This is a genomic window from Cyanobium gracile UHCC 0281 (assembly GCF_034931305.1).
Lineage (GTDB): Bacteria > Cyanobacteriota > Cyanobacteriia > PCC-6307 > Cyanobiaceae > Cyanobium > Cyanobium gracile_A.
On the sequence record NZ_JAYGHY010000043.1, the window covers coordinates 1 to 24427 of the forward strand.

The window sequence follows — 24427 nt, forward strand, 5'->3', positions numbered from 1 at the left end:
GCGCCTGGCGCTGGCGGCGGCGGAGGGGGCCGGCGGCGCCGCCCAGGAGGTGCGCAAGCGGCTGGCGGCGATCGATCGGGCCCGGACCTGGGTGGGGTCGGCCCGGCGCCCGGCGCTGCTGAGCGATCTGGAGGCCCAGCTGCAGGCGATCACCGGGCCGATCGCGGCCGACGATCCCCGGGGGGCCTGCGAGTTGCTGCTGCGCTTTCTGGAGATCTCCGCCGGGGTGCTGGCGCGCTGCTCCGACGGCACCGGTGTGGTGGTGGGTGTGTTCGAGCGGGCCGCTGAACAGCTCGGAGCGCTGGCGCTGGCGGCCCGGCTGGCGCCCGAGACCCTGGCCGAGCAGGCCGCAGAACTGCTGCTGGAGGACAGCCACGGAGCGTTCGATGCTCTGGTGCCGGCCCTGAAGGAGGCCCTCGGCGACGCTGGCCTGCAGCGGCTGGAGCAGGGTTGCCGCGAGCGCGGTGCCGTGGGCGGCAGCCGGCTGCTGCTGCAGATCGCCGAGGCCCGGGGGGATGGGGAGGGCTACCTGGGCCAGTTCAGCGCCGCGGATCTGCGCCGGCGTTCTGTGGCCGCCGACGTGGCCCGGGTGCTGCTGGCCAACGGCCGGCCGGCGCAGGCCCTGGAGATCCTCGATGGCGCCACGGCGGAGGCCCCAGGCCGGCTCGATGGCGCCTGGCTGGACAGCCGCCTGGCCGTGCTCGAAGCCCTGGATCGCCACGGCGAGGCCCAGGAGATGCGCTGGCAGTGGTTCTGCCGCACCCTTTCGATCCCGCACCTGCGCGACCACCTGCGGCGGCTCGAGGCTTTTGAGGATGGCGAGGCGGAGCAGCGCGCCCTCGGGGTGGCCGAGCAGCACCCGAGCCGCCTGCTGGCGCTGGAGTTTCTGGTGGGCTGGGGGGCGCTCGCACGGGCCGCCCGGCTGGTGCTGGCTCACGCCACCGCCTGGGACGGGGAGGCCTACGCCCTCCACAGCGCCGCCGCCGAGCGGCTCAGCGCCGACCATCCGCTGGCGGCCACGCTGCTGCTGCGGCCGATGGTGTGGGGGGCGCTGGAGACGGGCCGCAGCCAGCGCTACCGCCACGTCGCCGAGCACCTGCGCAGCTGCGATCTGCTGGCCGACCGCCTCGACGACTGGCAAGGCCACCCCGACCATGCCGCCTTCGTTTCACGGCTGCAGGAGCGCTTCGGGGGGCGTTGGGGCTTCTGGAGGCTGGTGGAGCCGTGAGGCTCAGGGCAACACCCGCTCAGCCAGGGCCAGGAGGCGACGGTCCATGCTCACCAGGCTGGCCGCCTCCCGCCGAGCCAAGGCCAGATAGAGACAGTCGTAGACGGAGTGATCCAGGTGGAGGGCCAGCGCGAGGGCCTCAGGCTGAAGCGCCTGATCAGGTTCCAGATGATCGACCAGATGGCGGGCCTCAAGGAGCAGCTCCTGCGGATCGGCCTGCCCCAGTCCTCCCGTTCGGCCGATCTTCCAGATGACATTGGTCACCTCCGTGAGCATCAGCGCCGGGGCAATGACCAGGGTGGCGGAGGAAAGGGTCTGGATCAGAGGCGCGGCATCGGGCTGACCGGTGAGCACGCGAATCGCAGCCGAGGCATCAAGAACGACCCGGGTCGGCGGCGGAGAGCCCTTCACCGGTCGCGATCGGAGCGGACCATGGCTTCCGGGCTCTCGGTGCAGGTCAGTGGGCCATGGGTTCGCAGCCGTTCGGCGATGGACAGAAGCACGCTTCGCCGCCGTTCGCGGGGGGCCTGACCACAGGCCGCCTGCAGATCGCTGATGGCCTGCTGGGCCAGGCTCCTGTGCTGCTGCCGTGATCGGAGCAGCAGCTGCTGGTGCAGCGGTTCCGGGAGATCACGAATCTGCAGGGAGGGCATCGGCCGACCGGATGGGTGGAGGCTGTGAGGTCAGGTTAGTCAGATGCATGCCGATTGCATGCGTCTTTCAGCGGAACGGGTCGCCGCCCAGCCACTGACCCCGGTGGCCGGTGAAGGCCTCGATCCGGCACTCTGTACAGGCTGTACAGGTCTGGGAACTGGTCGGCCGGGCAGGACCGGATCGCCCCCGAGCCAAGCGATGGCCTTGGCGAGAGGTGGATCGGGTGGATGGCAGCCAGCTAAGTTCCAGTGAGCTCAAGCGGCGCGGGATCGCCGCCATCGAAGAGGCGCTGCAGGCCGCCTGTTGCCTGCAACAGGTGCCGAGGCTGCGGTTGGTAGTGGTGGGCTAATTGGAGCCGAGCAGCTCGGCGGCGAGGCCCTGTTGCTGCAGCAGGGTCACGGCCTGCCGATCAAAGGACAGGAACGTGTCGCCACCGAGCCACTGACCCTGGTGGGCGATGACCGCATCGGCGAAATCACCACCGGCCTCCAGTTGCCACAGACCCACCTCCACAGCAGCGCGATCGAGGCTGACGTTGCTGGCGGCCATCAGGGCCCGGATCGCGGCGGCGATCTCAGCCACCTGGAAGCCGTAAACGCGGCGCAGTACCCAGACGAACTCGCAGAGGGCCGGCAGGGCCACGGCGATCTGCTCGGAGCTGCGCAGTGCCGCGATCGCCGCTTCCGACTGGGAGGGGTCGTCGCCCACCACGGCGCGTATCAGCACGTTGGTGTCGGCGGTGATCCTCATGGTTCGCCGGCCCAGCCGGCCGCGGCGGCCGCCTGGATCTCCTCAAGGCTGGCCACCTTCGGGCTGCGGCCCGCGAGGTGGCCGATGAAGGCCTCGATGCTGCCGGGGGGCTGGACGGCGCGCACCTCGATCCGACCGCCGGGAAGCGTCGTCACCTCGATCTGCTGGCCCGGCTGCACCCCGAGATGGCGCAGCAGCTCGCGGCGGAGGGTGACCTGGCCCTTGGCGGTGACGGTGAGATGGGCCATGGATCCAGACCACCAGGAGCACCACTGTAAGGCGTTCTGCCCTTACCGCCGATGGCCGCTGGCGCCAAGCGCCTTTCTGGGATTGATCAGAAGCAGCCCGGTTGGCTTCCAGCTTCACGTCTTGCCGTAGGCGGCATCGTGATCAGGCGCGATGGTGAGCAAACGGATGAAGTCGCCGTCACGATGGGCAGTGGCGCGCCGAGCCCTGCTGATGCGCAGTGAATACAGGGAATCCATGCCTTTGGGCGGCTTGATGCTGGTGATTTTCTCCCATTTGAGCCCTGGGTCTCGGTAGAGCTGATTCCAGGTGAGTTGGCGAATCTTGTTGAGCGTGTCGAGGGCTGCATGGCGCTCAGGCTTTTGCAGCATCAGCAGTTGCTCCTGAAAGACGGGGTTGTTGAGGTCGAGCCTTACCTTCGCGTCATCGCTCGGCATGGCCAAGGCGGCTCAGGGTGTCGTCCACATCGGCATCATCAGGCGCATGGCTGGCCGACCAGGCCATCGCGGCTTCCAGAGCGGTGGCGGCCTTCGGTTCGTGCAGCCAGCGCTCGTTGTCGGGGATCACGGTGGCGGTGCGCACGATCCACAACCCGGGCTCGCGCTCTTCCACCAACACCTGGCGGCCGGCGTACTGCTTGCCGAGGGAGATCTGGCCATTGGCGCCAACCAGCTTGACCGCAGGGGCACGGGTGGTCCTGGCCATGGCGATGCTCTGGTTTGGTGCTGCACGCGATTCTAACTTTCGTGCGGCACGAAAGCCAAGGTCTCACGCCGCGCCAGATCGACATGGCTGACGCTGGCGGTGGTGGGTTCTGCGGATGGATCGGTGTCAGCCCGCAGCTTTGCCGCATGCTCGTAAGGACGCCTTACGACAAGGAGACATCCGGCCTAGGGTGAAATCCAGTGACTGGGTTGCCAGCGATGGAGGTTGCCACACTCACCGCCAAGGGGCAGGTCACGGTGCCGAAGGCGGTACGTGAGGCCCTGGGATTGCGGCAAGGCGATCAGCTCAGTTGGGAGTTGGAAGACGGCTCGGTGCGTGTGCGGGCCGTGGCGCCGTTGGATCTTGTCTATCTGCAGGGGCTGGAGAGCAGCCTGAGCGAGTGGAGCAGTCCGGAAGATGAGGAGGCGTTCCGGGATCTATGAGCACCTTTGACAGGTACGCGGTGGTGCGGGTGCCTTTCCCTTTCACGGATCGGCACGCCCAGAAGCTGCGGCCTGCGGTGGTGCTCTCCCAGAGCGATTTCCAGCGTGGTTGCGGCCATCTGCTGCTGGCGATGATCACATCGGCGCGGCAATCCTCGTGGCCCCTCGATTGGACCTTGGAAGATCTGCAGGCTGCAGGTCTGCCCCAACCCTGCCTGGTGCGCTTCAAGCTGTTCACGCTTGACGAGCGGCTGGTGTCCGGGGGCCTGGGTGCTTTGGCCGCCGCCGATCGCGCCGGGGTGGAGGCCCAACTGGGCAAGCTCTTGCCCACCGCGACCTGAGCGCTGCCAAGGCCCCATGGTCGTGGTGCTTTGGCGGATGGATCGCGCCCGCCGTTTCCAGCCACGCAGGATTCAGTACTGCCTTCAGTACTGAATCGCGGCTAGGCTGTGGGTCAAGCGTTGGCCTTGGCGAGAGGTGGATCGGGTGGACGGCAGCCGGCTCAGTTCCAGTGAGCTCAAGCGGCGCGGGATCGCCGCCATCGAAGAGGCTTTGCGACGGGGCCCGGTGCAGCTGATGAAACGCAACCGCACGGCTGCGGTTGTGCTCAGCGAACGCCAGTACCAGCAGCTGTGTCAGCGCGCCGCCCTGGCCCCGCCGCCTGAGGTTTCAGCATTGGCGTGGTTGCTCAGCTGTCCAGTGGCCGCGGTGGGGCGCAGCAAGGAGGAGATCGATGCGGCGCTGGAGGAGGAGCGCGACTGGTGATCGCCTTTTTTGATGCCAGTGCCCTGATCTATGTGCTGGAGGGCCGCGAGCCGTGGGTTCATGGCGTTAGGCAGGTGCTGGCCGATCTGGTGGCCAGCGACCCAGGCATGGGTACGGCCGTGAGCCGCCTGAGCTGGTTGGAATGCCGTGTCGGCCCTCTGCGTCGCCGCGATCCAGCCACCCTCGCCACTTTTGATTCCTTTTTCTGCCGCACGGATCTGATCTGGGTCGAGCTCACGGCGGCCGTGGTGGAGCTGGCTACTGACCTTCGCGGGCAACACAGCCTGCGTACGCCGGATGCGCTGCAGGCCGCCTGTTGCCTGCAGCTCGGCGATGGGGCGGTGATGATCACAGGCGATGCGTCGTTTCGGCAGGTGCCGGGGCTGCGGGTGGTGGTGGTGCGTTAGGTGGGGTGAGTTCGGCGCACTGATCTCAGGGCTCAGACGTCTTGATCGTTTCCATCAACAAAGCCAAGGCCTCAATCGGCATTGAGCAACAACGCATCGAGCTTGGATTCGATAACGGCGAGTCGTTTGTCCTCTTTCTCGAGCAGCTTCGTGCGCTTCTCGCTCTCGTGCTCTCTGATCTGCGCATCGATCGTTGGATGCCAGTTTAACTTCGCTAACCAGCGCCGCCAAGGCGGCAAAGAGGCAAGGAATTCCGATTTGCTGATTGACGTTGACGTGGACTCCAAAGACATCGACATGGCTGTAGGAGGTAAAGAACGTGATCAGGACGACAAGGAAACCACCGACAAGGGAGGCATAACCGACTCGATCGAGCAAAGGAAACGGATCGGCCGGACTCGCGGAAACTGGCGCTTTGTTCTCTGGCATGACCGTAGCGACGCCAAGTCTGGACTGATTGCATAGTACGCCAGTACCAGGGGAAGCGCATCCGTGGTTCCACTTAGTGATGGGCTCTGCGGGTGGATCCAGCGTTCTGTACAAGCTGTACAGGTCTGGGATCTGGCTGGGGGGAAAGGGTCGGATCGCGCTCAGCTCAAGGGATTCATCAGCGATGGGGCGCAGCTTCGAACCGAGCATGGTGTTGGCGGCATGGCAGGCCGAGCACCCTTCAGCGGCCCGCTTCCATCGCCGGTGCAAGATCGGTGTGGATGAAGTCATCGCCCTTGTACAGAAGGGGTGCAGCGAGGGATTTGGCCAGGGCGTAGGAGAAACAGACGCCCAGATTCAACCCGGCTCGATGGCGACCCTTGCCGAAACGACGCCATGCCATGCGTGCGAGTTGCGCCTGGTCGCGGTCGAAGCTGACCACTTCGATCTCTGCGGCGGCCACAAACACATCCAGATCTCCTTGGACATCGGTGCCAAAGCGGGCCTCGAGAACGATGGCGTCGTAGACGAGGATTTCCTCGGGCGTGCGGTTGTCCTTCCGTGGTCGCGCTGCACTCCGCAGGGCGAGCTCATCGAGGCGATCGGCCTCTGGGTTGCGGATGTTCAGCGCCATCACGCCAGCGTGTAGACGCCCCATGGGCTGCTTGGTCTGCCGCAGGCGTGGCTGTGGGGGCTGGTGGGTTCTGTGGGCGGATCCGGGGTTGTGTACAGGTTGTACAGGTCTGGGATCTGGCCGGACGGACAGGGTCGGATCGCGCTCAGCTCTCCGCTTCGAGCCGAGCATGGTGTTGGCGGCCAGGTGCTGCGGGGGAGTCAACGCCCACAGGCCGGCAACCCAGGCATCAGGCGACACAGGGACGGATGCAGCGGCGACCCCGGTGGCAACCAGAACGGGCTGGAGCCGCGAAGGACGGACAGGCCGATCAGCAGGGCCCAGAGCCAGGTGAGGCGGGAACCACCGGGGAGGATCATCGCTTATGGGACCATGGGGGCTGTGGCCTACACCCTGCCGGCGAAAGGGTAGAGCACCTTGATGGAAGGTACCCTGCTAGCGCAAGGGATTCAGCATCGTCGATCTTTTCCTGGTGCTCATGAATCAGCTCTGACCGGCGACAATCTGGTTGAGGAGTAGCGCTAGACAGGTAGAATGCAGAGGAGGAACTAACTGATTACCCCCCCCCCTAGTCACGGAACAGAGTCGTCTTAGTTGAGTGCAGACGATTTCATGAATAGCGAATCCAGGAAATCTCGAGCCAGTCTCAGGCTGTAGGAGGGTGAAAGGGCGGGGTTGGAGAAGTATCAGCATTCCTAGCAACGGAAGTTACACCTATATGACCAACCTCTACACAGAGAAAGGAATGATATGCTTGCCTGTCATTGAAAAGTCGAGAAACTAAGCAATGCCGCACCCTTCTCAAAGGGCAAAGTGCTTAAAGTATAGTCAAACCCGTGAACCTTGAGGATATCTATCCACGCAGCAATTACTTCTTGCTCATCCTTTCTAAGAGTATCATCAAGCACTAAGTCTACCGAAACCCTGCACCCATTTAGTGAGTCTAATATGATTGGCAAGGCAGGATATCGAGCCCATCTGCCTGTAGCTCCGGGTGGGCCATCTACAAGAACAAGAACCTTCTTTAGCGGAAACTTACGCTTCCGCTTGAGTACTGTTGCAAAGGTACGAATCTGATCAGTTTTGCTATAATAGAAATAATTACCAGTTGCGTCTGACCAGCTTTCTAATGGTGACAAGCTAAGGACACAATGTTTTCTAGATGTGCAATGTTCTACGAGGATTGAAGTTTTCTGGAAGTACTCAGATAAATGTTCATAAACAAGCATGATTGGAGAATTTGAAGCATGAGAGGGGCGCAAGGAGGACTTCGCAAGAGCTTCTAATAAGATGTATGTGCTGGTGCCAGAACCAAACTCAACAATAAACGAGTATCTATTTTGAAGTACAAGACGTACCAAGAACAAGGATACGTCAGCACTGAGTGGCCATCCATGAAGATCAGCTGGAATGTCTCCAATGAGCGAATGCAACTGTTGAAAGTTTTCTAGTTGCCTAACAACGTTAAGACATGATTTTTCAATTGTATGACGAAGCTTCCCTTCGAGTAATTCGAGTCTGTTGTGGATCTCAACTAAATCAAAAGGCTTTTCATTGCTCATAGTACAACTAGCGTGTAAGTAACTCAATGTCCGGTGATCGAGATGAAACAGCCCAGTTTTGAATGCCAGACTCACCAATAAGCGTCTTGCAGAGTTTGATTGATGATCTCCATCGTGCATTAATAAGAGGTAATGGGTCGTTGGAAATAACTTGTATAATTAGAGACAAGTCTGATTGGGCTCCGCGTAGAACTTTCATTAGATTCTTAGGTAGTGTACTTGAATCTGAGCTGCTAATAATTATGGGGTCAGCTGGAGACTCGTTACTATTCAATACACAATTGCCGGACAACCGCTTAATGCTTTGTGACAATAGAAAGCCATCTGGGTCTTCATGAAACCTGACTAGATCTGAGCAAAAGAGTGGAATACCATAGCGTCGATACAGAAGTGCTCCAGCCTTCTGCATGCTATTCAGCAAGTCACGGCTTGAACTTAAACTGCCAAGTAACTCCGGAAGCTTCATGACCGCTTCCTCCTCTTCGGGAACAAAGACTGCAGCCTGCTTCCATAGTGAGGGATCTCCGGGTAGTCGAAGCCTATCAGACAGAATCACCGGTATTGCGCCAAACCCCAAAGCCTCCCATAACCTTATCGAATTTGGACCAGAACCAGATGGGCAAAGGGCAAATACACTCTTCCTCATTAGCTCAACATAGAAATCAGCATTACGTTTTAGCTGTTGATGCCTTATAGGATCTGGAAGCTGGTCGTGAACCTGTTCTCTATACACTACCTGTTCGAAATGCCACTCATCAGTCTGGCGAACTATGGCATTTTCTTGATCGGGTAGTTTTGCAATCCACGCACGTACAGAACAAATATAGAGATCGGGCTGATAAGCCCCTTGAAACGAGTAGAGCAATAATCTGTCCGATGCCTTAATATGATCAGCATTAACATAATCGCTACAACGAACTGGATAAAGAGGGAAGGGGTGAATTCTTACTCCTTCGCAGTAGTTTGAGCAATGTGTAGCATGGCTCCAAAACAAATCAGTTATTCCACACTCTTTAAACTGGTAAATATGCTTCAATGCGTCGATATGCTGGCATACAGTTGCCGTTATTCCATTAAAGGTCTGCCCATCTTTTGGAATTCCGATGGTGTACGAGTCTCTAGTCTTGTCTATCCACGATGCCCACGGATAACGAAAAAACCTAATTGACTTACAGGATAGTTGAAGCCTATCAATGGCTTCCCACGCATACTCCTCTGTCTTGTTAGGTCTTTGCCAAGTTAGCTGATTCATGTTTTGATGAACCAATTGAGTATAATCCTACCATCTGACTGATGTTTATGATGCAGGTCGAGCATAGGATCTACCACTAACAAATCATAACTCCGATCGTATCGACTAAATAGATACTGAGATGCAATTGGAATGTAGAAAGTGATCACGCAACATGCATCACGATTGAGATGCATATAATCGGAGTCTAGACATTGATTCGTAGCCTGTGCTACATTCATTTCCGTTGTCGCATCTATTGTTCATACAATCCGGTACTTAATCAGCCACTGAACTTACCCTGAATTATCCTTATGGATTTCATAAGGTTCGTCTAAGCAAGTATTAGTCTGGTTCATTTTTAGAGAGAACTGCCCAATGTCGAGCTCTGTTTCAATGCATGGTCAAGGGCTTGTTGATTATGACTATCACCGCCTAAAGGCCGTTAAAGAAGCCGTGTCGGAATCCTCATATTTGTATCATGAGGTTTGTCGTACTATTGAATTTCTGCATGACCTACAGAAGACTCGAGATGATGTTCCGAATGGGCAGTTAAGCGACCAGTCTGCTTTTCATCTTGATAGCAGCGGATTTCCAGTATTCTATTTTTTGAACTTGAAATCTCGAGAAGATAGAAGAAAACTAATCCAAAGGATTGCCGCCAAGCTTAGTATTAACCCTGCATTCATCTCGGCAATTCATGGGGCAAGTTCAGATCTCGCCAAGAGCATTTACGAAGATAATAAGGAGTACGCAAAGACGTTGGTCGCCAATGTTCCAGAGCATGGCATTCAGTATAGTATCAGTGCATATAAGGACTATGGCAGTGTTCCTTCTCGCGAGCGTTACTTTTACGAAAAGTGGAATCAAAAGCTCCTCAGTCTGGGATCAATCGGGTATCTGCTGAGTTATCGTAAGGCTCTAATTGATGCGTCAGTTAATCAGCGTTTATCAGTCTCAGATTTCATAGTAATCTGCGATGACGATGTCAGACCACATACGGACTTCTGGGCAATCTGGCAAGAGGCATGGAAGCAAGTCAGTGGCCTTGATCCAATGATAATTTCACTTGGGGCCATGCAGTACTTCTGGAACGAAAAGGATATAAGTTGGATCAGCAATAACATTTACCGTTGCAATGGCACTAGCATTGCTTCACATGCAACAATGATCCATAAGACTCTAGTTCCTGAGTTCGTTCAATTAATTGATGATTCAACTCTGCCTCTTGATATTGGTGCTTTGCACTACCTGAAGCGTAAGTATGCATCTCAGACATTTGTCGTTTTCCCGAATCTCTTTATCCAGGATGTCTCTGAAAGCGATATCGCAGATACAGCTAATCAGTCCAATGAAGGTGTAAAGGAGGATAACATATTCCGGTGGAAGCTATCCGACTACTGCTTTAACATATAAGCCATCGTCATGAATATTCCACTCATTTCCATCATTATCCCCTTCTACAATGAGCGAAATCGCCTCGCTGATCTATTGCGATCAGTCAATCGCTTAGAGGCCTCTGGCTTCAGCTATGAAGTGATATTTGTTAATAACAACTCTAGTGATGAATATCTGTCTGAATTCTCAAGTTACCCACGAGTTCGCCTTGTTGATGCAATTGGCAAAGCTTCAAGTTACTTCGCTAGAAACTGTGGGGCTAAACATGCGTTCGGAAAGTATCTTTTGTTTATTGACGCAGATGTAATTCCGAGCGCCACAATACTAGAGTGCTACCGTGCATATATTTCTAATCAGCCTGAGGGGGTCCATGCTGTATTTGCAGGAGATATCCTCCCCTATCATCAAGAATCTTCGCATGCTGACATTTCACTGTTTCTTGCGTATGCCGAGTCTAGGAAGATTCTAAATCAGAAGTCTGCAGCTACTGGCTGGGCCTTTCGGCCATTTGCGCAAACAGCAAATTGCCTGATGTCGTTGGCAGACTTTGTATCCGTTGGTGGATTTAATGAGAACATGACATCAGGAGGAGATTCCGAAATCTGCTGGAGGCTTGCTCAAGCCCATCCAAACTTTCAAGTTGTCCATTGCGTGGATGCATATGTAAGACATATCCACAGAGACGACTCAATCAGCTTTGCTAAGCAGTTTACAAAGTATGGTAGGGGCCGGTCTGAGCAGATTCTTGAATCTGAGTTCTTTGCGGAGAATATGAAACGCCAGTCTCACGACAACGAATCATCTGCCATTCTCCTTGACAAGATTCTTCAACAAGGAATCAGTGTAGGTATTGATAAGGAGTTCCTGTTTCTGGTCATTGATTATGCCAAAGAGATGTTCTTTCAGACGGGGTATCTAAGAGGCTTGCTGCGCCATGCCAGCATTAATCCTGACCTAGACTATGCGGAGCTGCACAAGACTCTTCTCAAACTGTGTCAAAACTCTGGGCTATTAGGGCAATCGTCTGATAAGCAGCCATGAAGCCCAAAATCATAATTGTTTCGACCGATAACAGGTCACAGGGCATTTATAATGATGCGATTAATCTTAGTAGGGCCTTGCATAAATGTGGGTATGAGGTCCTTCTTGTCTTAGATAAGTACAGCCACAATAAGGACTTTACGGAACAATCGACTTCCGTATATAGCTTGACTCACTATGGACCTTATTCAATAGACGTTGAACCCAATCCTAAGCTCCTTAGCAATGACTTGCTATTTTCGGATATCCTAGAAGATCCTTGTGCGGTTATTCAGATTGAGTCCCTCAACTTAAGCATCGCTAAGTTGGCTCTTAATATTGGCATCAGATACTTTTTGCTTGTTAATCTCGAATGGTGCGTCTATCCAAAGACGACCGAATATGATTGTCCAAGTGCGATTGGCGAGTGGATCAGCATAATCAGAGAATATGATGTGATCTGTTTGGCTCGTTCTTTGTGCATTCTTCGACGCTTGATGAGCCTTGGAATTGACAGTATATTCATCTCTTGGTCCGTTCCTGGACCGATCATTCCATCACACCTATTTCTTCGGCATGAGCAACTATCCAGCTTGCCAAGCTTCTTCTTTTCGGGAGGGAATAACGGGTGGATGCAGCGAAGAGGTGCTGACATCTTGGCTTCTGCCCTGCGCCAACTAACAGATTCAAATTACCAATCAGCAAAGATATACTTTAAGTGCAATAGGGATGAGGATCTCGAAGCACTTAACTTGCATCCTTCTAGTCTGATACAGCCAATGTCTGGTTTCTTGCAAAGGAAAGAGCTTGTCTCAATGTACAAGTCCTGCACATTCTTCCTGTATCCAAGTAGATTCGAGGGACTTGGTCTTTCTCTCTTTGAAGCATGTCAGTATGGTCTAATTCCGATCTATACTGGTGGCTTCCCAATGGATGACGTTGTTGGTTTGGGTGGTATCCGGCTGCCGGCACGACTTGCATCGATGGCTCGTCTGGCTGATTTCTATGATATTGAACCCACCGATGTATCGAGTTCGATTAAAGCTCTGTGTGACTTGAATCCCAATAGTCTTTTTGACTTAGTCTATGAGAAAAAGAAGTCTCTCTGCTCACACATGTGGTCATGTCGACGAACATTCTTTTCAGCGTTAACATCATTATTCGATTGATGGATGACTCTTGAGCCCGTTACTAAGTGCAATATATAATCCAATCTTGCTACTGGCCATGAATGGGAGTCAAATCGATGTATGGCACTTATTCCTAGACTAAGAACACGCAGATATTACTCAAATGTCAATGCTTTGTTGGTCTTGTGTTGATGCATTTAAACTTATGATCTAAGCCAGGCTATATCGTGCGATAGGCCTGTGAGGATTGGTATTGGCTTACTTCCTAATGACCATAATTCAAAATATAGAGTGGCATGCACGTAGCTATTTATCTAGTCAATGGATCCTCGATTATTGTTTGATACATCTCTGCTTGAATTAGGTATAAGGCTGAGACTTGCGGATGCATATCGAGCAAGCGCTACAGTGAATGTCTCAAAGATAAGTATCCCCTGCTAACCAATCATCACGAAGCGATCTGTAGCGTTCAAAGAACTCTTTCGATGTTGAATGGCTCTTTTGGCCACCATAGTTAAAGAAGTATGGTCCCTTGATGAATGTCTCATTAACTCTCGAAAGAGTAAATGAGGAAATTGCAATTGCATAGCTAACCATGCTTTGGTCATAGACCGGCCACTTGACGTCGATACCATGAGTATCCCAGTGTTTTCCGGCATCACACTGTATATCATCTATATTTATTGTTTCGATTAGGTAAGCCCTAAACTCTCTGCTCATTAGTAGAATTGCTCCATTGACGTAGTTTTCAATATACTTATTGTGATCAACTGCCTTCGATAGCCATCCTTTCTTCAGTATTTCCAAATCTCTTGGGTGAGGCCGATGAATCCCTGCAATATCTGCTGAGGAATAATCATCAAATATTGATGGTGCTTCAGCCGAAGGGAGGATATCCGTATCAATGTACAAGATCTTATCGTAGGCTTCATACTCATTGCCGAGAAGCTGGAATCTTTCCATTGCAGGACCCCCAGGCAGTCTTCTTTCGGAAAACTGTGGTTGAGTTACAAGCCTGTATTCAGCCCCGATCTTCATTGCATACATAGACATTAGACTTGACGAAGCTTTGGCTATATTAAACCTGTGAGGTCCATAGTAGCCGTTCACTACATTCACGTGGTACTGCCAGATCAAGTTCTTTTTACCTGTATTCTCAATAGGCATTGTCGGGCCTTTCAATTCATCACCATTCTAGGCTCAGACGGGATCTTTGACAAGTTACCCGAGAGACGGCAGTCTCAATTCAGCTTGTGCAGGAATCAGTTCGCCCATCTTGTGCAAGATGTTCTTTATCTCTGGTAATCCCTCGATTCTTCCGCCTCACTCTCTTAGGTAACAGCTTGGATGACGCAATTATTGGCCATGATTGTCATCAGCCACCTCTCCGATGATCTCTGCAAACTCTCTCTGAGCGTCTTGTCTACGCTGCTCGTTTGAATTAATGAAGTGAACTGTCTGCTTCTGGAAACTATGCTACTTAAGTCTGTCTTGATCTCCAAGTATCTCATGGCACAGCCGCTTCATCTGCCCTCGTTGCGAGTATCCTCAGCCAAATAACGAAATCAGGCTCGCCTCTTTAGTCTCCCATGCTTCATCGCTTGTGCGTTGATGTGGAAGATGATCGCAATGGTTCACACTCGATGCTCAAAACTGCAGAATGGCCATTTGGGACATTCTTTCCTTGGGCTTATCAGGTGGAATGCGTAGCTGATCTTTCTCATTCTAAGTCTTCATGAGGAGTCCGGAGGCATGCCCTCCGAAGGTCGATCCGAGAATCCATTCGCCATATTCCGTGTAGTTGTTCTCTACGCTGTTTATGTCGACTGCTTCCGCGATGCAATCGATCCATCTCTCATTCCTTGAGCTATGCCAGCAGAGGCCTAAATCCAAGGCTTCCCGCTCAAGCCAGCTGCCTGCATGGCCCACCAGCGCACCAGGCCGTCCGCTCATGAACCGTGCAGCTGCGTAGCTCCACAGCAGTCCTGAGCTGCGCTCCCTGTAGATCACCGGGTCGTAGGCCAGCAGGGCGCCACCACAACTTGCCAACAGGGTGCGCATCCGCCCCTCCTCCACCCGCTCGTCCAGCCAATGGAATCCGTTGATCCGCTCACGTGCACTCGAAAGCAGGGCGTGTTCCGCTTCCGGCAACGGTTCCTGGCTGTGCAGATGGAACAACCAACTGGCTCCTTGCAGCGTTGCCGGCACGGCTTCTCTTTCCAGCAGCGCTGCCACCACCTCCAATGCTTCTTGGCGCCCCTTACCGGGTTTAAGGTCGCCCCAATGCAGCAGGATCCTCGGCCCGGGCCCTTTTTCATCAAGCTCGGTCATGGTAAGTGACTCCACCGGAAGCCCAGCACCGACCACCGATGGATGCACACCGGCGCACTCCAGGCCCGCCGCCGCCAGCAGAGGGCCATACACCTCTTGGCTCTGCTGGCTTGGCAGGACCAGCTGCAGCCGATGCCCGCCCTGCTCCACTACCTTTGCCAAGGCGTTCAACGCCACTTGGCAGTTGGTCGCTGCTGAGGCTGCTCCACCCTTCCCCTCCAGTGTTTCCCCGGGAGGGAACATCAGGCTCACCACCATCGTGGACGCGGGGTAGTGGCGCCACGCCCGGGCCAGCCCCAGCAGTTGGTACGGCAGCACGGTGTGCACCACCCAGCCGCCAACCGGCTCAGCGCCTGCAACGGAATCTCGCGCCAAGAGATCCAGCAGCTGCGCCTCCAGTTGCCGAGCCAGGTGCACCATCCCCCCCAGATCGGCCCAGTGGCGTGGATCCACGTAACCGCAACCACGGAACACCCCTCGGCATTCGCTGGCCTTCACGGCCGCATCGGCCCAGCATTCGGCCTGCCATCCTTCCTTGCCTAGGGCATTCAGCAGCTGGGTGTTCACATCCCTGTGGTGCCCCACGTCGCTGGCGAAGCTCGGATCTACGATCACTACGCGTCCGCCGCGCTCCATCCGCCATTCCTCGATGCGGTCCATGGCCATTCACCTCACAATGGTGCCAGTGATCCCCAGGCTGTGAACCGAATCGGTTGGCCCACCGCATCGGAACTCCGGCTGGAGCTGGCCGGCGAGCCTCCTGCCGATTGCTCCGTACGTCTCAACCAGCTGCGCTGGATCGGCCGCTATTGCCTGGTGGAGGAGCTGGAGACGTTCGTTGGGGAGCTCCGGAGCTCACCTCATTGGGGCGCCCCCTTGGCCCTGGAAGTGAGTCTGGCTTGGCTGCTTGCCGGCCAGCCGCACCAAGCCGATTTGGCCGTCCTTGAGGCGGATGATCTCGATCCCTCTCTTGGCCTGGTACCCGATCTCTGGGGGCTGTGGCCGGCCGTGCCGGGCGAGCGCCCTGCCGAGGTCACCGAGCTGGCGGCCCGGATCCGCCAATGGCGCCGGCTCGACCCCCGATCCCTCGATGCCAGCTGGCGGCAGCAGGCCCAGGCCGACTGGACGTACCCCCTCACCAAGCCGGGGTTGGATGAACTGATCCTGTTACTCCGCCACGAGCAGGCTCTTAACTCACCGATCGAGCCCTTCCTTGCCTCCCTGGTGGGGGAGGAGCTGATCGCGGTCGATCCCAGCCAGGCCTATCGGTTCTGGGCCCTGCTCACCGATCTCCGGCCGGACTGGGACCACGCCCGCCTCAAAGCCACCGATCTGGCTCTGGGAATCGGAGACCGGGCGCGCTGCGCCGCCTGGATCGCCACCGCTTCCCCCGACACCCGCCGCAATCCCTGGTACTGGGACATCGCCGCTCGCTCGGACCTCGAAGCCGGTGCCATCAGCACAGCTCTGGATCACTGGGGCCAGGCCATCGCCGAAGCGACCCCTGAGCTGGCCGAAGTGTTCCGCCAGCGGCGCCGTGAGGCCAGGCGAGGCCCCGGTGTCTTGCATGTCCGATCCCTCCTCGATAGCGGCGATGCCTCGGCGGCTTTGACTTTGCTGTTGCGGCTGGTGGCCGATGACCCCCAGTGGCAGCCGCTGCGATCGTTGCTGCAGCAGGCCGAAGCCGCCGCAACGGCGGGCGGGACGTCCCAGGTGGTGGCCGACCAAGCACTGCAGCGCTTCCGCCAGTTGCTGGAGCGAGCCGCCGCCCGCCTCGGCCTTTCCCTGCCTCCTGCCATCCCCGGCTCCGGGGATCCCGTGCCGGATCTCGACGGCGCCCGCCAGCGGCTGGGCGGCTTCTCGCGTTTCCTCAGCGAGGCCGAGGCGCAATTTGCCCTGGAAGCCTGAGGCCCCTCCCGTTCAGCCCCCGGCCGCTCCGATTCGCTCCAGAAGGGCAGCGATCAGCACTTCAGCCCGCAGTTCCTCCTGCTGGTGTAGCTCCAGCAATTGCAGCTGTTCCTGGTGCGCGAGGAAATAGAACTCCAGCTCTTCCTGCACCTGCTGCAACTGCAGCAGATTGAGATCGGCATCATCGCGTGCCTCCTGCAGCTGGCGCTTCAGGCTGGCGATCTCAGCCGCCAGAACCTGCGGATCCTCAGTGGTGGCTGGTGTCTGGCTCATCGAAGTGAGCTTAGGGGCCTTGCCCGTGCCCGTCGAGTCTCGGCCCGGGTGACCCCACCACCAGCTCCCACTAGCGTGGCCCCATGGTCTGCACCGGCGCCGTGCCCCTGGCCCCTCCGACCCTTGATCAGCGCACCTATCGCCACCAGGCCGCTTTCCAGGACGACTTTGCAGCGCAGTGGAGTGATCTCGAACGCCAGGTGCGCACCAGCCTGCGCCTGATGGCCCTCAACGGCATCCAAGACCCCCTCAACGATGCCCCCATCGCCGCCGATGCGCTCCAGGTGGTGGCGCCCAACTTCCGCGAGAGCCTGCAGCACGAGGGCCTGGTGTCGCGGCAACGGGCGGTGCTGCTGCTGCTGCGTCAGCTGATCGAAGCCGGCCAACTGCCGCTGCTCGAGTCGCTGCGGCTCTACTGCCCGGAAGCGATCACCGCCTTCGCCGAGCGCCTGCGGAGCCTGGTGGCCCACTATCAGGGCAGCGAATACCTGCCCGATCCCCAGGATCCCCGGCGTGAGACCGTCCACCACGAAGATCTCTGCGCCCTCAGCTTTGCCGACGCCAGTTTCGATGCGGTGATCTGCAACGAGATCCTCGAGCATGTCTACGACCTGCCGGCTGCGCTGCGCTCGATGCGGCGGGTGCTCGTGCCCGGTGGTTCCCTTCTCGGCACGGTGCCCTTCGCCTATGGCCAGGCCGATTCCACGGTCAAGGCCCTGCACCTCGGCGACGACCTATTACCCGAACTCCTGGCCGAAGCCGAGTACCACGGCGACCCGGTGCAGCCGAAGCAAGGCTCCCTCGTCTATCGCATTCCCGGCTGGGAGTTTCTCGATCAGTTGCGCCACGCCGGCTTCGAGGATCCCCGCATCGAAGCCATCCATTCCCCCACCTACGGCATCCTCGGCGCCGAAATCCCCTGGATCCTGGTGTTCATGGCCCAACGCCCCCAGGAACCCTGAAGAGCATCGCCAAGCAATCCGGACTCCCGCTGCCATGAGCCAATCCTTTGCCGTCGTGATTGAACAGGCTGGGGCCAATTTCTCGGCCCACGTGCCTGATCTGCCGGGTTGTGTGGCGACTGGAGAAACCCAGGAACAGGTGATTCAGCACATCCGGGAGGCCATCGCCTTTCACCTCGAGGGGATGGCCGCTGACGCCCAGACCCTGCACGCGATCAAGCTCCCGCAGGATCCACCACCTGCAGGCTGAACGGCGGCGCCAGCGAGGCCCCCGCCCAGGCGGCCACGGCTTCGGGCCCGCTCCACACCAGCAGTTCCACCAGGTGGCCGATGCGTTCGCCGGCTTCGGTGTCTGCTGCATCCAGCCGCACCTCGTGCGGCATCAGGGCTTCCGCCGTCCAGCGCTGCTCCACGGCCGGCTGGCCCAGGTCCAGCGGCGGGTCGTCAACCAGCAGCGGCAGCACCCGCAGCCGCGCCTCGCCGGCGATCGCCAGCGACACCCGCAGCGCCGATCCGGCCGCCATCAGCGCGTAGAGCGGCACCCCCGGCACCAGGCGGCCGTTGAGGCATCGGTGGGGCAGTGAATGGTTGAACGGCGCGCACGCCTCCTCCGCCACGTGCCGGATCGCTTCCGGCACCTCCGGCGCCTCGGCTCGCCGGAACTGCTGCTCATTCGGGAAGCCGATCGCATCGGCCATCGCCCGGCCATACACCTCCGCCTGGGCCGCGCTATCGAAAGTTCCCTGGGCGAAAAACTGCCGCGCCGCCTGGAAGCTGCCCTCCAGGCCCCGCTCGCCGTGTAGCTGGAAGTAGAGGCAGTTGTAAAACCCGAATTTGATGCTGGCCCCGTAGGCGCTGCGCACGGTGGTGAGGTGGGCGCCGCCGCAGAGGGCCTCCGGCAGGAAGTCGTCGCTGGCCACCGCCGCCTGCTCCACCCCAACCAGCCACAGGTAATCCAGGTGGTGTTCGGCCGTGATCGCTTCGCGCTTGAAGGCGAAAGGTTTGCGGGCCACCAGCGGGCTGTCCGCCTTGCCGCACACCAGGTTCAGGTAGGTGAAATTCACGCAATCAAAGCTGGCCACCACCGCCGCGCTGGCCCAGAAGTGCTCCACTGCGTCCCGATCCAGCAGCAGCAGTTCATCGGCATCCACCGACAGCACCACATCGCTGGTTGCCAACCCGTAGCCGTGGATCCGCTTCTCCCGCTCGCCCACGAACACGCCGTGGTGGTAGTGGATCGGCACCGCCAGCCGCCGGGAGAGCAGGGCGAACAGGCCGGCCGCCCGCTGTGAGGGCTGATCCAGATCCCGCCCCACCAGGGGCTCCAGCAGCTCCCGCGTGTAGGTGAACGGCCCGTCATTCACGACGATCTCGTCCACCCAGGCGAGCCGTTCCACCACCCGCTCGATGAAGTCGAAGTCCTCGAAGAACTGGATCACCACCGAGACACTTGCCATCGCCTCAGCTCCGCCTCCAGAGGCATCGGCCGACGCGCTTCACATGGGCCTCCAGGTCAGCCGAAATCTCCCGGCGCAACGCCACATCCACCTGCCAGGGCAGCAGCAGCTCATCGATCGCCGCCATCAGCCGCAGCCGGTCCCGATGGCTGAGCTCGCGCCCCTCCAGGCAGAGGTCGATGTCCGACCCTTCCCGATGGCGACCCATCGCCCGGGAACCGAACAGCCACACGGCCTCCAGGTGGGCCTGGGTGTCGAACACCTGCTGCAGCCGCTGCTGGGTCCGCTCAGGGATGCCGGGGATCGATCCCATCGGTGTGGTGGAGGGCTGGGGGCTCATGGCGGCGACTCCGGCAGCATCGTCTCCAGAGAAGCCCGCAACTGCCGGTAACAGGCGAGGTAGCTCTGGCCGATGTGCCCGGCGATCGCGTCGGCGGTGGAGCGGTTGTAGGTGTGGCTGGTGAGATTGCGGTCCTGAATCATCAGCATCCAGGCTTCGCCGTCCTGGATCAGGCCCAGACGGAACGCTTCCTTCAACGTATCCCGTGAACCGAGCAGTTGCTCGTTTCCCTGGCTGAGCAGGAGATCGCGCAGGGTGTTCCAAGCCAGTTCGAAGGTGTACTCGAACGCCTTGATCAACCCCTGCTGCTCCCGGGCGTTCAGTTCAGGGGGCTGGAAGAACGTCTCCAGCTGCTCCAGCGCCCGGCAGTAGTTCGAGAATCTCTGCTGCCAGCGGATGTCGAGGTCGTCCATCATGTCCTCAGCTCCGCACCCAGTCGGTGATGCCCCCGGGGCTTCGCCGGTGACATCCAGCGGTGACTCATGAGAGGGATAGCCAATCGAGGTCCTTGAACTGGTTGAAATCTCGATCGAAACTCACCAACCGCCAGCCGTTCGCCATCGCCAGGGCTGCCAGGTAGGCATCGGTGCAGTGCTTTGAAGGCAGCTGAAGGTCGCAGACGAGCGCATGGAAGATGTCCCAGGCGCTCTGCTCAGGCTCTGCAATCGACACCCCCGGTTGGGCGCAGAGGCATTGCAGGAGGGCAGCAGCTTCGGCAGAACTCTTCACGGCGGAACCCATCAGCTTCGGCTGGCTCACCAGCCGCACGAGGCCCAGGGCCGTGACGCTGCAGAACAGAACCCGTTCGGCGGCCTCGGTCTCCCAGTAGTGAACGGCCTGGGTGTGATGCGCGTGGCCTGCTGAGGTCATCGCCAGCCAGACATTGAGATCTGGAAGATCCGTGTGGCTCGTCATGGTTCCATCAGGCTGAACAGCCCTGAATTGCTCAGTTGTTCCCCTGGAATGGGCAAGGGACCGTCCATTCGGGGCAGCGTTGCGGCCGATCGTGGCGGGCGCTGGGCTGGGGGTTCTCCATCAAGCCCCTGCTCCACGTAGGTGCGCAACAGCTGCTTGAGCGTGAGGTGCCGGCTGGCGGCATGGGCCTTCAGGCGCGCAAACAGCGGATCGGGCAACTCCAGGGTGGTGCGCATGGGTGCCGCTTCACTTGATGCGCATATTAGTGCGCACCCACTCGGTCACGCCGCCCGGCCGGTCGATCAGCTCGATGCCCTCGGCGGCCAGTTCGGCCCGGATCCGGTCGGCGGTGGCGAAATCACGGGCAGCCTTGGCGGCCCGGCGCGCCTCGATCCGTTCCTGGATCGCCGTCTCCACCGCCGCCGGTTCCTTGACCTTCTCCGCTTCCAGTCCCAGCACCCCGGCCAGCTCCGTGAGCAGCCGCCAGCGGGGTTCCAGCTCTGCGCCTTCTTCGGTGTCGCCCCGCTCCAGCCGGTTGGCCAGGGCCCGCAGCGGCCGGGCCAGCTCGAACAGCACCGCCACGGCCGCCGAGGTGTTGAGGTCGTCGTCCATGGCGGCGGCGAAGCGGCCGCGGGCTTCCGTGAGCGCCTCGGAGGCTTCGGCTGCTGACTCGGTCCCCCAGCCCAGGGCCGCCCCGTGGCGTTCGCCTAGCCCCAGGGCGGCGTCGAGCCCCTTCCAGCCCGTGGCGGCCGCCGCCAGGGCCTCGCCGGTGAAGTCCAGCGGCTTGCGGTAGTGGGCCTGCAGCACGAACAGCCGCAGCGTCATTGGGCTGACACCGCTCTCCAGCAAGGCCCGGATTGTGGTGAAGTTGCCCAGCGACTTGGACATCTTCTCGCCGCCCACATTCACCATGCCGTTGTGCAGCCAGAAGCGCGCCAGGGGTTGGCCGCTGGCCGCCTCCGACTGGGCGATCTCGTTCTCGTGGTGCGGAAAGATCAGGTCGGCGCCGCCGAGGTGGATGTCGATCGTGGTGCCCAGCTCCTCGCGCACCATCGCCGAGCACTCGATGTGCCAGCCCGGCCGGCCCGGCCCCCAGGGCGAGGGGAAGCTGGGCTCGCCGGGTTTGGCCCCCTTCCAAAGGGCGAAATCGAACGGGTGGCGCTTGCGGGCCTCCTCCGCCTCCTTGGTGCGGCCGCTGGCCCCCTCCTGCTGCTCCTCGAGCGTTCGGCCGCTGAGCTTGCCGTAGCCGGCCTGGCGCATCACCGCGAAGTACACATCACCGTCGGCCGAATAGGCCGCACCCTTGGCTTCCAGCTCGCTGATCAGGCCGCGGATCGCGTCCAGGCTGCGGGTGGCCCGCGGCATCCGGTCGGGGGGAAGGATGTGCAGGGCGGCCATGTCGGCCTGGTAGGCGGCGATGTTGCGCTCGCTCACCACCTCCATGCTGCTGCCCTCCTCCTCGGCCCGCTTGAGGATCTTGTCGTCGATGTCGGTGAAGTTCTGCACGAAGGTGACGGCGTAGCCGCTCCACACCAGATAGCGGCGCAGCACGTCCCAGACGATGTAACTGCGGGCATGGCCCAGGTGGCACAGGTCGTAGACGGTGACCCCGCAGCAGTAGATCGACACCTGGCCGCTTTGCAGCGGCTCGAAGGGCTCGCAGCGGCGGCTGAGGGTGTTGGTGAGCCGCAGGGTCAATGCCCTGTCCCCGTCGTGGTCTGGCCCAGGCGGCCGCCGCCGTAGCCAGCCCGGCTGCGCACGTTGGTGCACCAGTCGCCGTGCTCCAGGTACCAGCGCACCGTTTCCTTGAGGCCCTGGTGGAAGTCGTGGCGGGGCTGCCAGCCCAGCTCCGTGCTGATCCGCTCCGGGTCGATGGCGTAGCGCCGATCGTGGCCCGGCCGGTCGGCCACCGGCGTGATCAGGCCGGCGTGGGGGGAGCCGGCGGGCCGCAGCTCGTCCATCAGGGTGCAGATGGCCTGCACCACCTGCTTGTTGGTGCGCTCGCCATGGCCACCGACGCAGTAGCTGCGCCCCAGCTCGCCGCTGGTGGCGGCCAGCAGCAGCGCTTCCACGTGGTCCTCCACGTACAGCCAGTCGCGCACGTTGGCGCCATCGCCGTACAGCGGTATCGGCTCGCCGGCGGCGGCCTTGAGGATCACCACCGGGATCAGCTTCTCGGGGAACTGCCAGGGGCCGTAATTGTTGCTGCAGTTGGTCAGCACCACCGGCAGCCCGTAGGTGTGGTGCCAGGCCTGCACCAGGTGGTCGCTGCCCGCCTTGCTGGCCGAATACGGGCTGCGCGGGTCGTAGGGGGTGGTTTCCGAGAATCGCCCGGTCGCCCCCAGCGAGCCGAACACCTCGTCGGTGCTGATGTGGTGGAAGCGGAACTGCTCCCGGCGCTTCGCCGCCAGCCCTTCCCAGTGGCTCCGCACCGCCTGCAGCAGGTGGTAGGTGCCCATCACGTTGCTGACCAGGAACGCACCCGGATCGTCGATCGAACGGTCGACGTGGCTTTCGGCCGCCAGGTGCAGCACCAGATCCGGATCGGCCTGCCGCACCGCGGCGGCGGTGGCCTCACCATCGGCCAGGTCCACCTGCAGCAGCCGGTGCCGCGGCCCGTCGGAGCGCTCGGCCGCCTCACCCAGCTCCGCCAGGGTGTTGTACACCCCCAGCAGATCGCTGGCATAGCCCATCTTGTCGAGGTTGAACACCGTCGCCGTGCTGTCCCGCAGCAGCCGCCGCACCAGCGCCCCGCCGATGAACCCCGCCCCCCCCGTCACCAGGATGCGGCGACGGCCGGCGAGCAGCACCGGCAGGTCGAGGGCGGGGTACGGATCCATCGGGGCGGAGCGAGATGAAGAAAAAGGGTTCAGGCCTGGGGCAGGGGAATCTGCGCCACCACCTCGGCCAGGGCGGCCTGCCAGTGTTGCCCCTCCAGGTCCAGCGCGCGCCGGGTGGTGGTGCCATCCAGCAGCGAATAGGCGGGGCGCCGGGCCGGCGTGGGGTAGTCGGCGGTGCTGATCGGCCGCACCTGCGCCGGGGCGTCGATCAGCCCCCGCCGGGCCGCCAGCGCGCCGATGGCCACGGCGAAGTCGTACCAGCTGGCGGCGCCGCAGTCACTCCAGTGGTGGCGCCCGGCCACGCCCCGCTCGATCACCCGCCAGCAGGCGGCCGCCAGCCCGGACGTGGCCGTGGGGCAGCCCACCTGGTCGGCCACCACCCCCAGGGACTCGCCAGCGGCGGCTTTGGCCCGGTGCAGCCGCAGCATCGTCAGGCAGAAGTTGGCCCCCACTGGCCCGTACACCCAGCTGGTGCGCAGCAGGCAGAGGCGTTCAGCTGGCAGGGCGGCCGCCGCCCGCCGTTCCCCCTCCGCCTTGCTGGCGCCGTAGACCCCCAGGGGGGCCAGGGCCTGCTCCGGGGCGTAGGGATGGCCCTGCTCCCCGTCGAAGACGAAGTCGGTGCTCACCTGCAGCAGCCGCCCGCCGCCGCTGGCCAGGGCTTCGGCGAAGGCCCCGGGGGCACCGGCATTGACCGCCTCGGCCAGCGCCGGTTCCGCCTCGGCCCGATCCACTGCGGTGTAGGCGCCGGCATTGAGCACCCAGTCGGGCCGGTGTTGCGCCACGGCGGCCCGGCAGGCCG

At 59.9% G+C, this 24427-nt stretch carries 32 protein-coding genes; 11 read left to right on the plus strand and 21 right to left on the minus strand.

All coding sequences use genetic code 11. From position 1 onward, the window contains the following. On the plus strand, nt 1-1228 hold a 1228-nt coding region (locus VB739_RS11865), incomplete at its 5' end, for a DUF6880 family protein (RefSeq protein ID WP_323357260.1). 3 nt (nt 1229-1231) lie between these two features. Here the strand turns inward: VB739_RS11865 and VB739_RS11870 are convergent. The 6 genes from VB739_RS11870 to VB739_RS11895 all read right to left on the minus strand — a co-directional run bounded on the left by VB739_RS11870 (nt 1232) and on the right by VB739_RS11895 (nt 3583). Then, nucleotides 1232-1639, minus strand: a complete 408-nt coding sequence (locus VB739_RS11870; RefSeq protein WP_323357261.1) for a type II toxin-antitoxin system VapC family toxin — start codon at nt 1637-1639, stop codon at nt 1232-1234. Beyond that, entirely contained in the window at nt 1636-1881 is a 246-nt protein-coding gene (locus VB739_RS11875; protein WP_323357262.1) for a FitA-like ribbon-helix-helix domain-containing protein, read from the minus strand. Before VB739_RS11875 ends, VB739_RS11870 begins: the two co-directional genes overlap by 4 nt. A gap of 346 nt (nt 1882-2227) precedes the next feature. Beyond that, nucleotides 2228-2632, minus strand: coding sequence for a type II toxin-antitoxin system VapC family toxin (locus tag VB739_RS11880; protein WP_323357263.1), 405 nt, complete (start codon nt 2630-2632; stop codon nt 2228-2230). After that, nucleotides 2629-2880, minus strand: a complete 252-nt coding sequence (locus VB739_RS11885) for an AbrB/MazE/SpoVT family DNA-binding domain-containing protein (protein WP_323357264.1) — start codon at nt 2878-2880, stop codon at nt 2629-2631. The genes VB739_RS11880 and VB739_RS11885 overlap by 4 nt, the downstream gene beginning before the upstream one ends. Before the next feature lie 114 nt (nt 2881-2994). Beyond that, nucleotides 2995-3315 carry a hypothetical protein gene (locus VB739_RS11890; RefSeq protein WP_323357265.1) on the minus strand — a complete coding sequence of 107 codons (321 nt, stop codon included), beginning with the start codon at nt 3313-3315 and terminating at the stop codon, nt 2995-2997. Beyond that, nucleotides 3302-3583: a hypothetical protein gene (locus tag VB739_RS11895; RefSeq protein WP_323357266.1), complete on the minus strand. Its 282-nt coding sequence runs from the start codon at nt 3581-3583 to the stop codon at nt 3302-3304. The genes VB739_RS11890 and VB739_RS11895 overlap by 14 nt, the downstream gene beginning before the upstream one ends. 218 nt (nt 3584-3801) lie before the next feature. Here VB739_RS11895 and VB739_RS11900 point away from each other — a divergent pair, with 218 nt between their 5' ends. From VB739_RS11900 to VB739_RS11915, 4 genes are all read left to right on the plus strand, one after another. Next, complete coding sequence (locus VB739_RS11900) at nt 3802-4026, plus strand: AbrB/MazE/SpoVT family DNA-binding domain-containing protein (protein WP_323357267.1); 225 nt, start codon at nt 3802-3804, stop codon at nt 4024-4026. Then, the gene (locus VB739_RS11905) at nt 4023-4367 is read left to right on the plus strand and encodes a type II toxin-antitoxin system PemK/MazF family toxin (protein WP_323357268.1); all 345 of its coding nucleotides are present in this window, start codon (nt 4023-4025) and stop codon (nt 4365-4367) included. Before VB739_RS11900 ends, VB739_RS11905 begins: the two co-directional genes overlap by 4 nt. 145 nt (nt 4368-4512) lie before the next feature. Beyond that, a complete protein-coding gene (locus tag VB739_RS11910; protein ID WP_323357269.1) occupies nt 4513-4791 on the plus strand; it encodes a hypothetical protein in 279 nt (92 codons plus the stop codon). Continuing rightward, entirely contained in the window at nt 4788-5198 is a 411-nt protein-coding gene (locus VB739_RS11915) for a type II toxin-antitoxin system VapC family toxin (RefSeq protein ID WP_323357270.1), read from the plus strand. Before VB739_RS11910 ends, VB739_RS11915 begins: the two co-directional genes overlap by 4 nt. A 71-nt stretch (nt 5199-5269) precedes the next feature. Here VB739_RS11915 and VB739_RS11920 read toward each other — a convergent pair whose 3' ends face one another. From VB739_RS11920 to VB739_RS11935, 4 genes are all read right to left on the minus strand, one after another. Next, nucleotides 5270-5491, minus strand: a complete 222-nt coding sequence (locus VB739_RS11920; RefSeq protein ID WP_323357271.1) for a hypothetical protein — start codon at nt 5489-5491, stop codon at nt 5270-5272. A gap of 377 nt (nt 5492-5868) precedes the next feature. After that, nucleotides 5869-6261 carry a type II toxin-antitoxin system VapC family toxin gene (locus VB739_RS11925; protein WP_323357272.1) on the minus strand — a complete coding sequence of 131 codons (393 nt, stop codon included), beginning with the start codon at nt 6259-6261 and terminating at the stop codon, nt 5869-5871. Nucleotides 6262-7022: 761 nt separating this feature from the next. Beyond that, complete coding sequence (locus tag VB739_RS11930) at nt 7023-7823, minus strand: hypothetical protein (RefSeq protein WP_323357273.1); 801 nt, start codon at nt 7821-7823, stop codon at nt 7023-7025. Between the two features lie 7 nt (nt 7824-7830). Further along, nucleotides 7831-9075 carry an exostosin domain-containing protein gene (locus VB739_RS11935; protein WP_323357274.1) on the minus strand — a complete coding sequence of 415 codons (1245 nt, stop codon included), beginning with the start codon at nt 9073-9075 and terminating at the stop codon, nt 7831-7833. Between the two features lie 357 nt (nt 9076-9432). On the opposite strand from VB739_RS11935, the gene VB739_RS11940 reads away from it, so the two are divergent. Genes VB739_RS11940 through VB739_RS11950 form a run of 3 tightly spaced genes read left to right on the plus strand, consistent with a single transcriptional unit; the run spans nt 9433 to nt 12641 of the window. Beyond that, a complete protein-coding gene (locus VB739_RS11940; protein ID WP_323357275.1) occupies nt 9433-10470 on the plus strand; it encodes a glycosyltransferase family 25 protein in 1038 nt (345 codons plus the stop codon). A gap of 9 nt (nt 10471-10479) precedes the next feature. Continuing rightward, the gene (locus VB739_RS11945) at nt 10480-11493 is read left to right on the plus strand and encodes a glycosyltransferase (RefSeq protein ID WP_323357276.1); all 1014 of its coding nucleotides are present in this window, start codon (nt 10480-10482) and stop codon (nt 11491-11493) included. Beyond that, nucleotides 11490-12641, plus strand: a complete 1152-nt coding sequence (locus tag VB739_RS11950) for a glycosyltransferase (protein ID WP_323357277.1) — start codon at nt 11490-11492, stop codon at nt 12639-12641. The genes VB739_RS11945 and VB739_RS11950 overlap by 4 nt, the downstream gene beginning before the upstream one ends. Before the next feature lie 378 nt (nt 12642-13019). Here VB739_RS11950 and VB739_RS11955 read toward each other — a convergent pair whose 3' ends face one another. Continuing rightward, nucleotides 13020-13784, minus strand: coding sequence for a hypothetical protein (locus VB739_RS11955; protein WP_323357278.1), 765 nt, complete (start codon nt 13782-13784; stop codon nt 13020-13022). A 543-nt stretch (nt 13785-14327) separates the two neighbouring features. Beyond that, nucleotides 14328-15593: a hypothetical protein gene (locus VB739_RS11960; protein WP_323357279.1), complete on the minus strand. Its 1266-nt coding sequence runs from the start codon at nt 15591-15593 to the stop codon at nt 14328-14330. Between the two features lie 39 nt (nt 15594-15632). Between VB739_RS11960 and VB739_RS11965 the strand changes: the two genes are divergently transcribed. Beyond that, on the plus strand, nt 15633-16841 hold the full coding sequence (locus tag VB739_RS11965) for a hypothetical protein (protein ID WP_323357280.1): 1209 nt from the start codon (nt 15633-15635) through the stop codon (nt 16839-16841). A gap of 12 nt (nt 16842-16853) precedes the next feature. Here the strand turns inward: VB739_RS11965 and VB739_RS11970 are convergent, their stop codons facing one another. Continuing rightward, nucleotides 16854-17114: a hypothetical protein gene (locus tag VB739_RS11970; RefSeq protein ID WP_323357281.1), complete on the minus strand. Its 261-nt coding sequence runs from the start codon at nt 17112-17114 to the stop codon at nt 16854-16856. Between the two features lie 83 nt (nt 17115-17197). On the opposite strand from VB739_RS11970, the gene VB739_RS11975 reads away from it, so the two are divergent. Beyond that, on the plus strand, nt 17198-18076 hold the full coding sequence (locus VB739_RS11975) for a class I SAM-dependent methyltransferase (RefSeq protein WP_323357282.1): 879 nt from the start codon (nt 17198-17200) through the stop codon (nt 18074-18076). A 34-nt stretch (nt 18077-18110) separates the two neighbouring features. After that, nucleotides 18111-18326 carry a type II toxin-antitoxin system HicB family antitoxin gene (locus VB739_RS11980; protein ID WP_323357283.1) on the plus strand — a complete coding sequence of 72 codons (216 nt, stop codon included), beginning with the start codon at nt 18111-18113 and terminating at the stop codon, nt 18324-18326. On the opposite strand, the gene VB739_RS11985 is transcribed toward VB739_RS11980, so the two are convergent. The 8 genes from VB739_RS11985 to rfbD all read right to left on the minus strand — a co-directional run. Next, nucleotides 18292-19533 (minus strand): hypothetical protein, encoded by a 1242-nt coding sequence (locus VB739_RS11985; RefSeq protein WP_323357284.1) that lies wholly within the window; start codon nt 19531-19533, stop codon nt 18292-18294. The genes VB739_RS11980 and VB739_RS11985 overlap by 35 nt on opposite strands. Nucleotides 19534-19537: 4 nt before the next feature. Next, nucleotides 19538-19873, minus strand: a complete 336-nt coding sequence (locus VB739_RS11990; protein ID WP_323357285.1) for a nucleotidyltransferase domain-containing protein — start codon at nt 19871-19873, stop codon at nt 19538-19540. After that, nucleotides 19870-20289, minus strand: coding sequence for a nucleotidyltransferase substrate binding protein (locus tag VB739_RS11995; protein WP_323357286.1), 420 nt, complete (start codon nt 20287-20289; stop codon nt 19870-19872). The genes VB739_RS11990 and VB739_RS11995 overlap by 4 nt, the downstream gene beginning before the upstream one ends. 64 nt (nt 20290-20353) lie before the next feature. Beyond that, nucleotides 20354-20788 carry a TA system VapC family ribonuclease toxin gene (locus tag VB739_RS12000; protein ID WP_323357287.1) on the minus strand — a complete coding sequence of 145 codons (435 nt, stop codon included), beginning with the start codon at nt 20786-20788 and terminating at the stop codon, nt 20354-20356. Next, the gene (locus tag VB739_RS12005; RefSeq protein WP_323357288.1) at nt 20785-21024 is read right to left on the minus strand and encodes a hypothetical protein; all 240 of its coding nucleotides are present in this window, start codon (nt 21022-21024) and stop codon (nt 20785-20787) included. The genes VB739_RS12000 and VB739_RS12005 overlap by 4 nt, the downstream gene beginning before the upstream one ends. A gap of 10 nt (nt 21025-21034) precedes the next feature. After that, nucleotides 21035-22486 (minus strand): cysteine--tRNA ligase, encoded by a 1452-nt coding sequence (gene cysS / locus VB739_RS12010; RefSeq protein WP_323357289.1) that lies wholly within the window; start codon nt 22484-22486, stop codon nt 21035-21037. Then, the gene (gene rfbB / locus VB739_RS12015; protein ID WP_323357290.1) at nt 22483-23628 is read right to left on the minus strand and encodes a dTDP-glucose 4,6-dehydratase; all 1146 of its coding nucleotides are present in this window, start codon (nt 23626-23628) and stop codon (nt 22483-22485) included. Before rfbB ends, cysS begins: the two co-directional genes overlap by 4 nt. 29 nt (nt 23629-23657) lie before the next feature. After that, nucleotides 23658-24427, minus strand: a 770-nt coding sequence (rfbD, locus tag VB739_RS12020; protein ID WP_323357291.1) for a dTDP-4-dehydrorhamnose reductase, incomplete at its 5' end; no start/stop codon positions are given.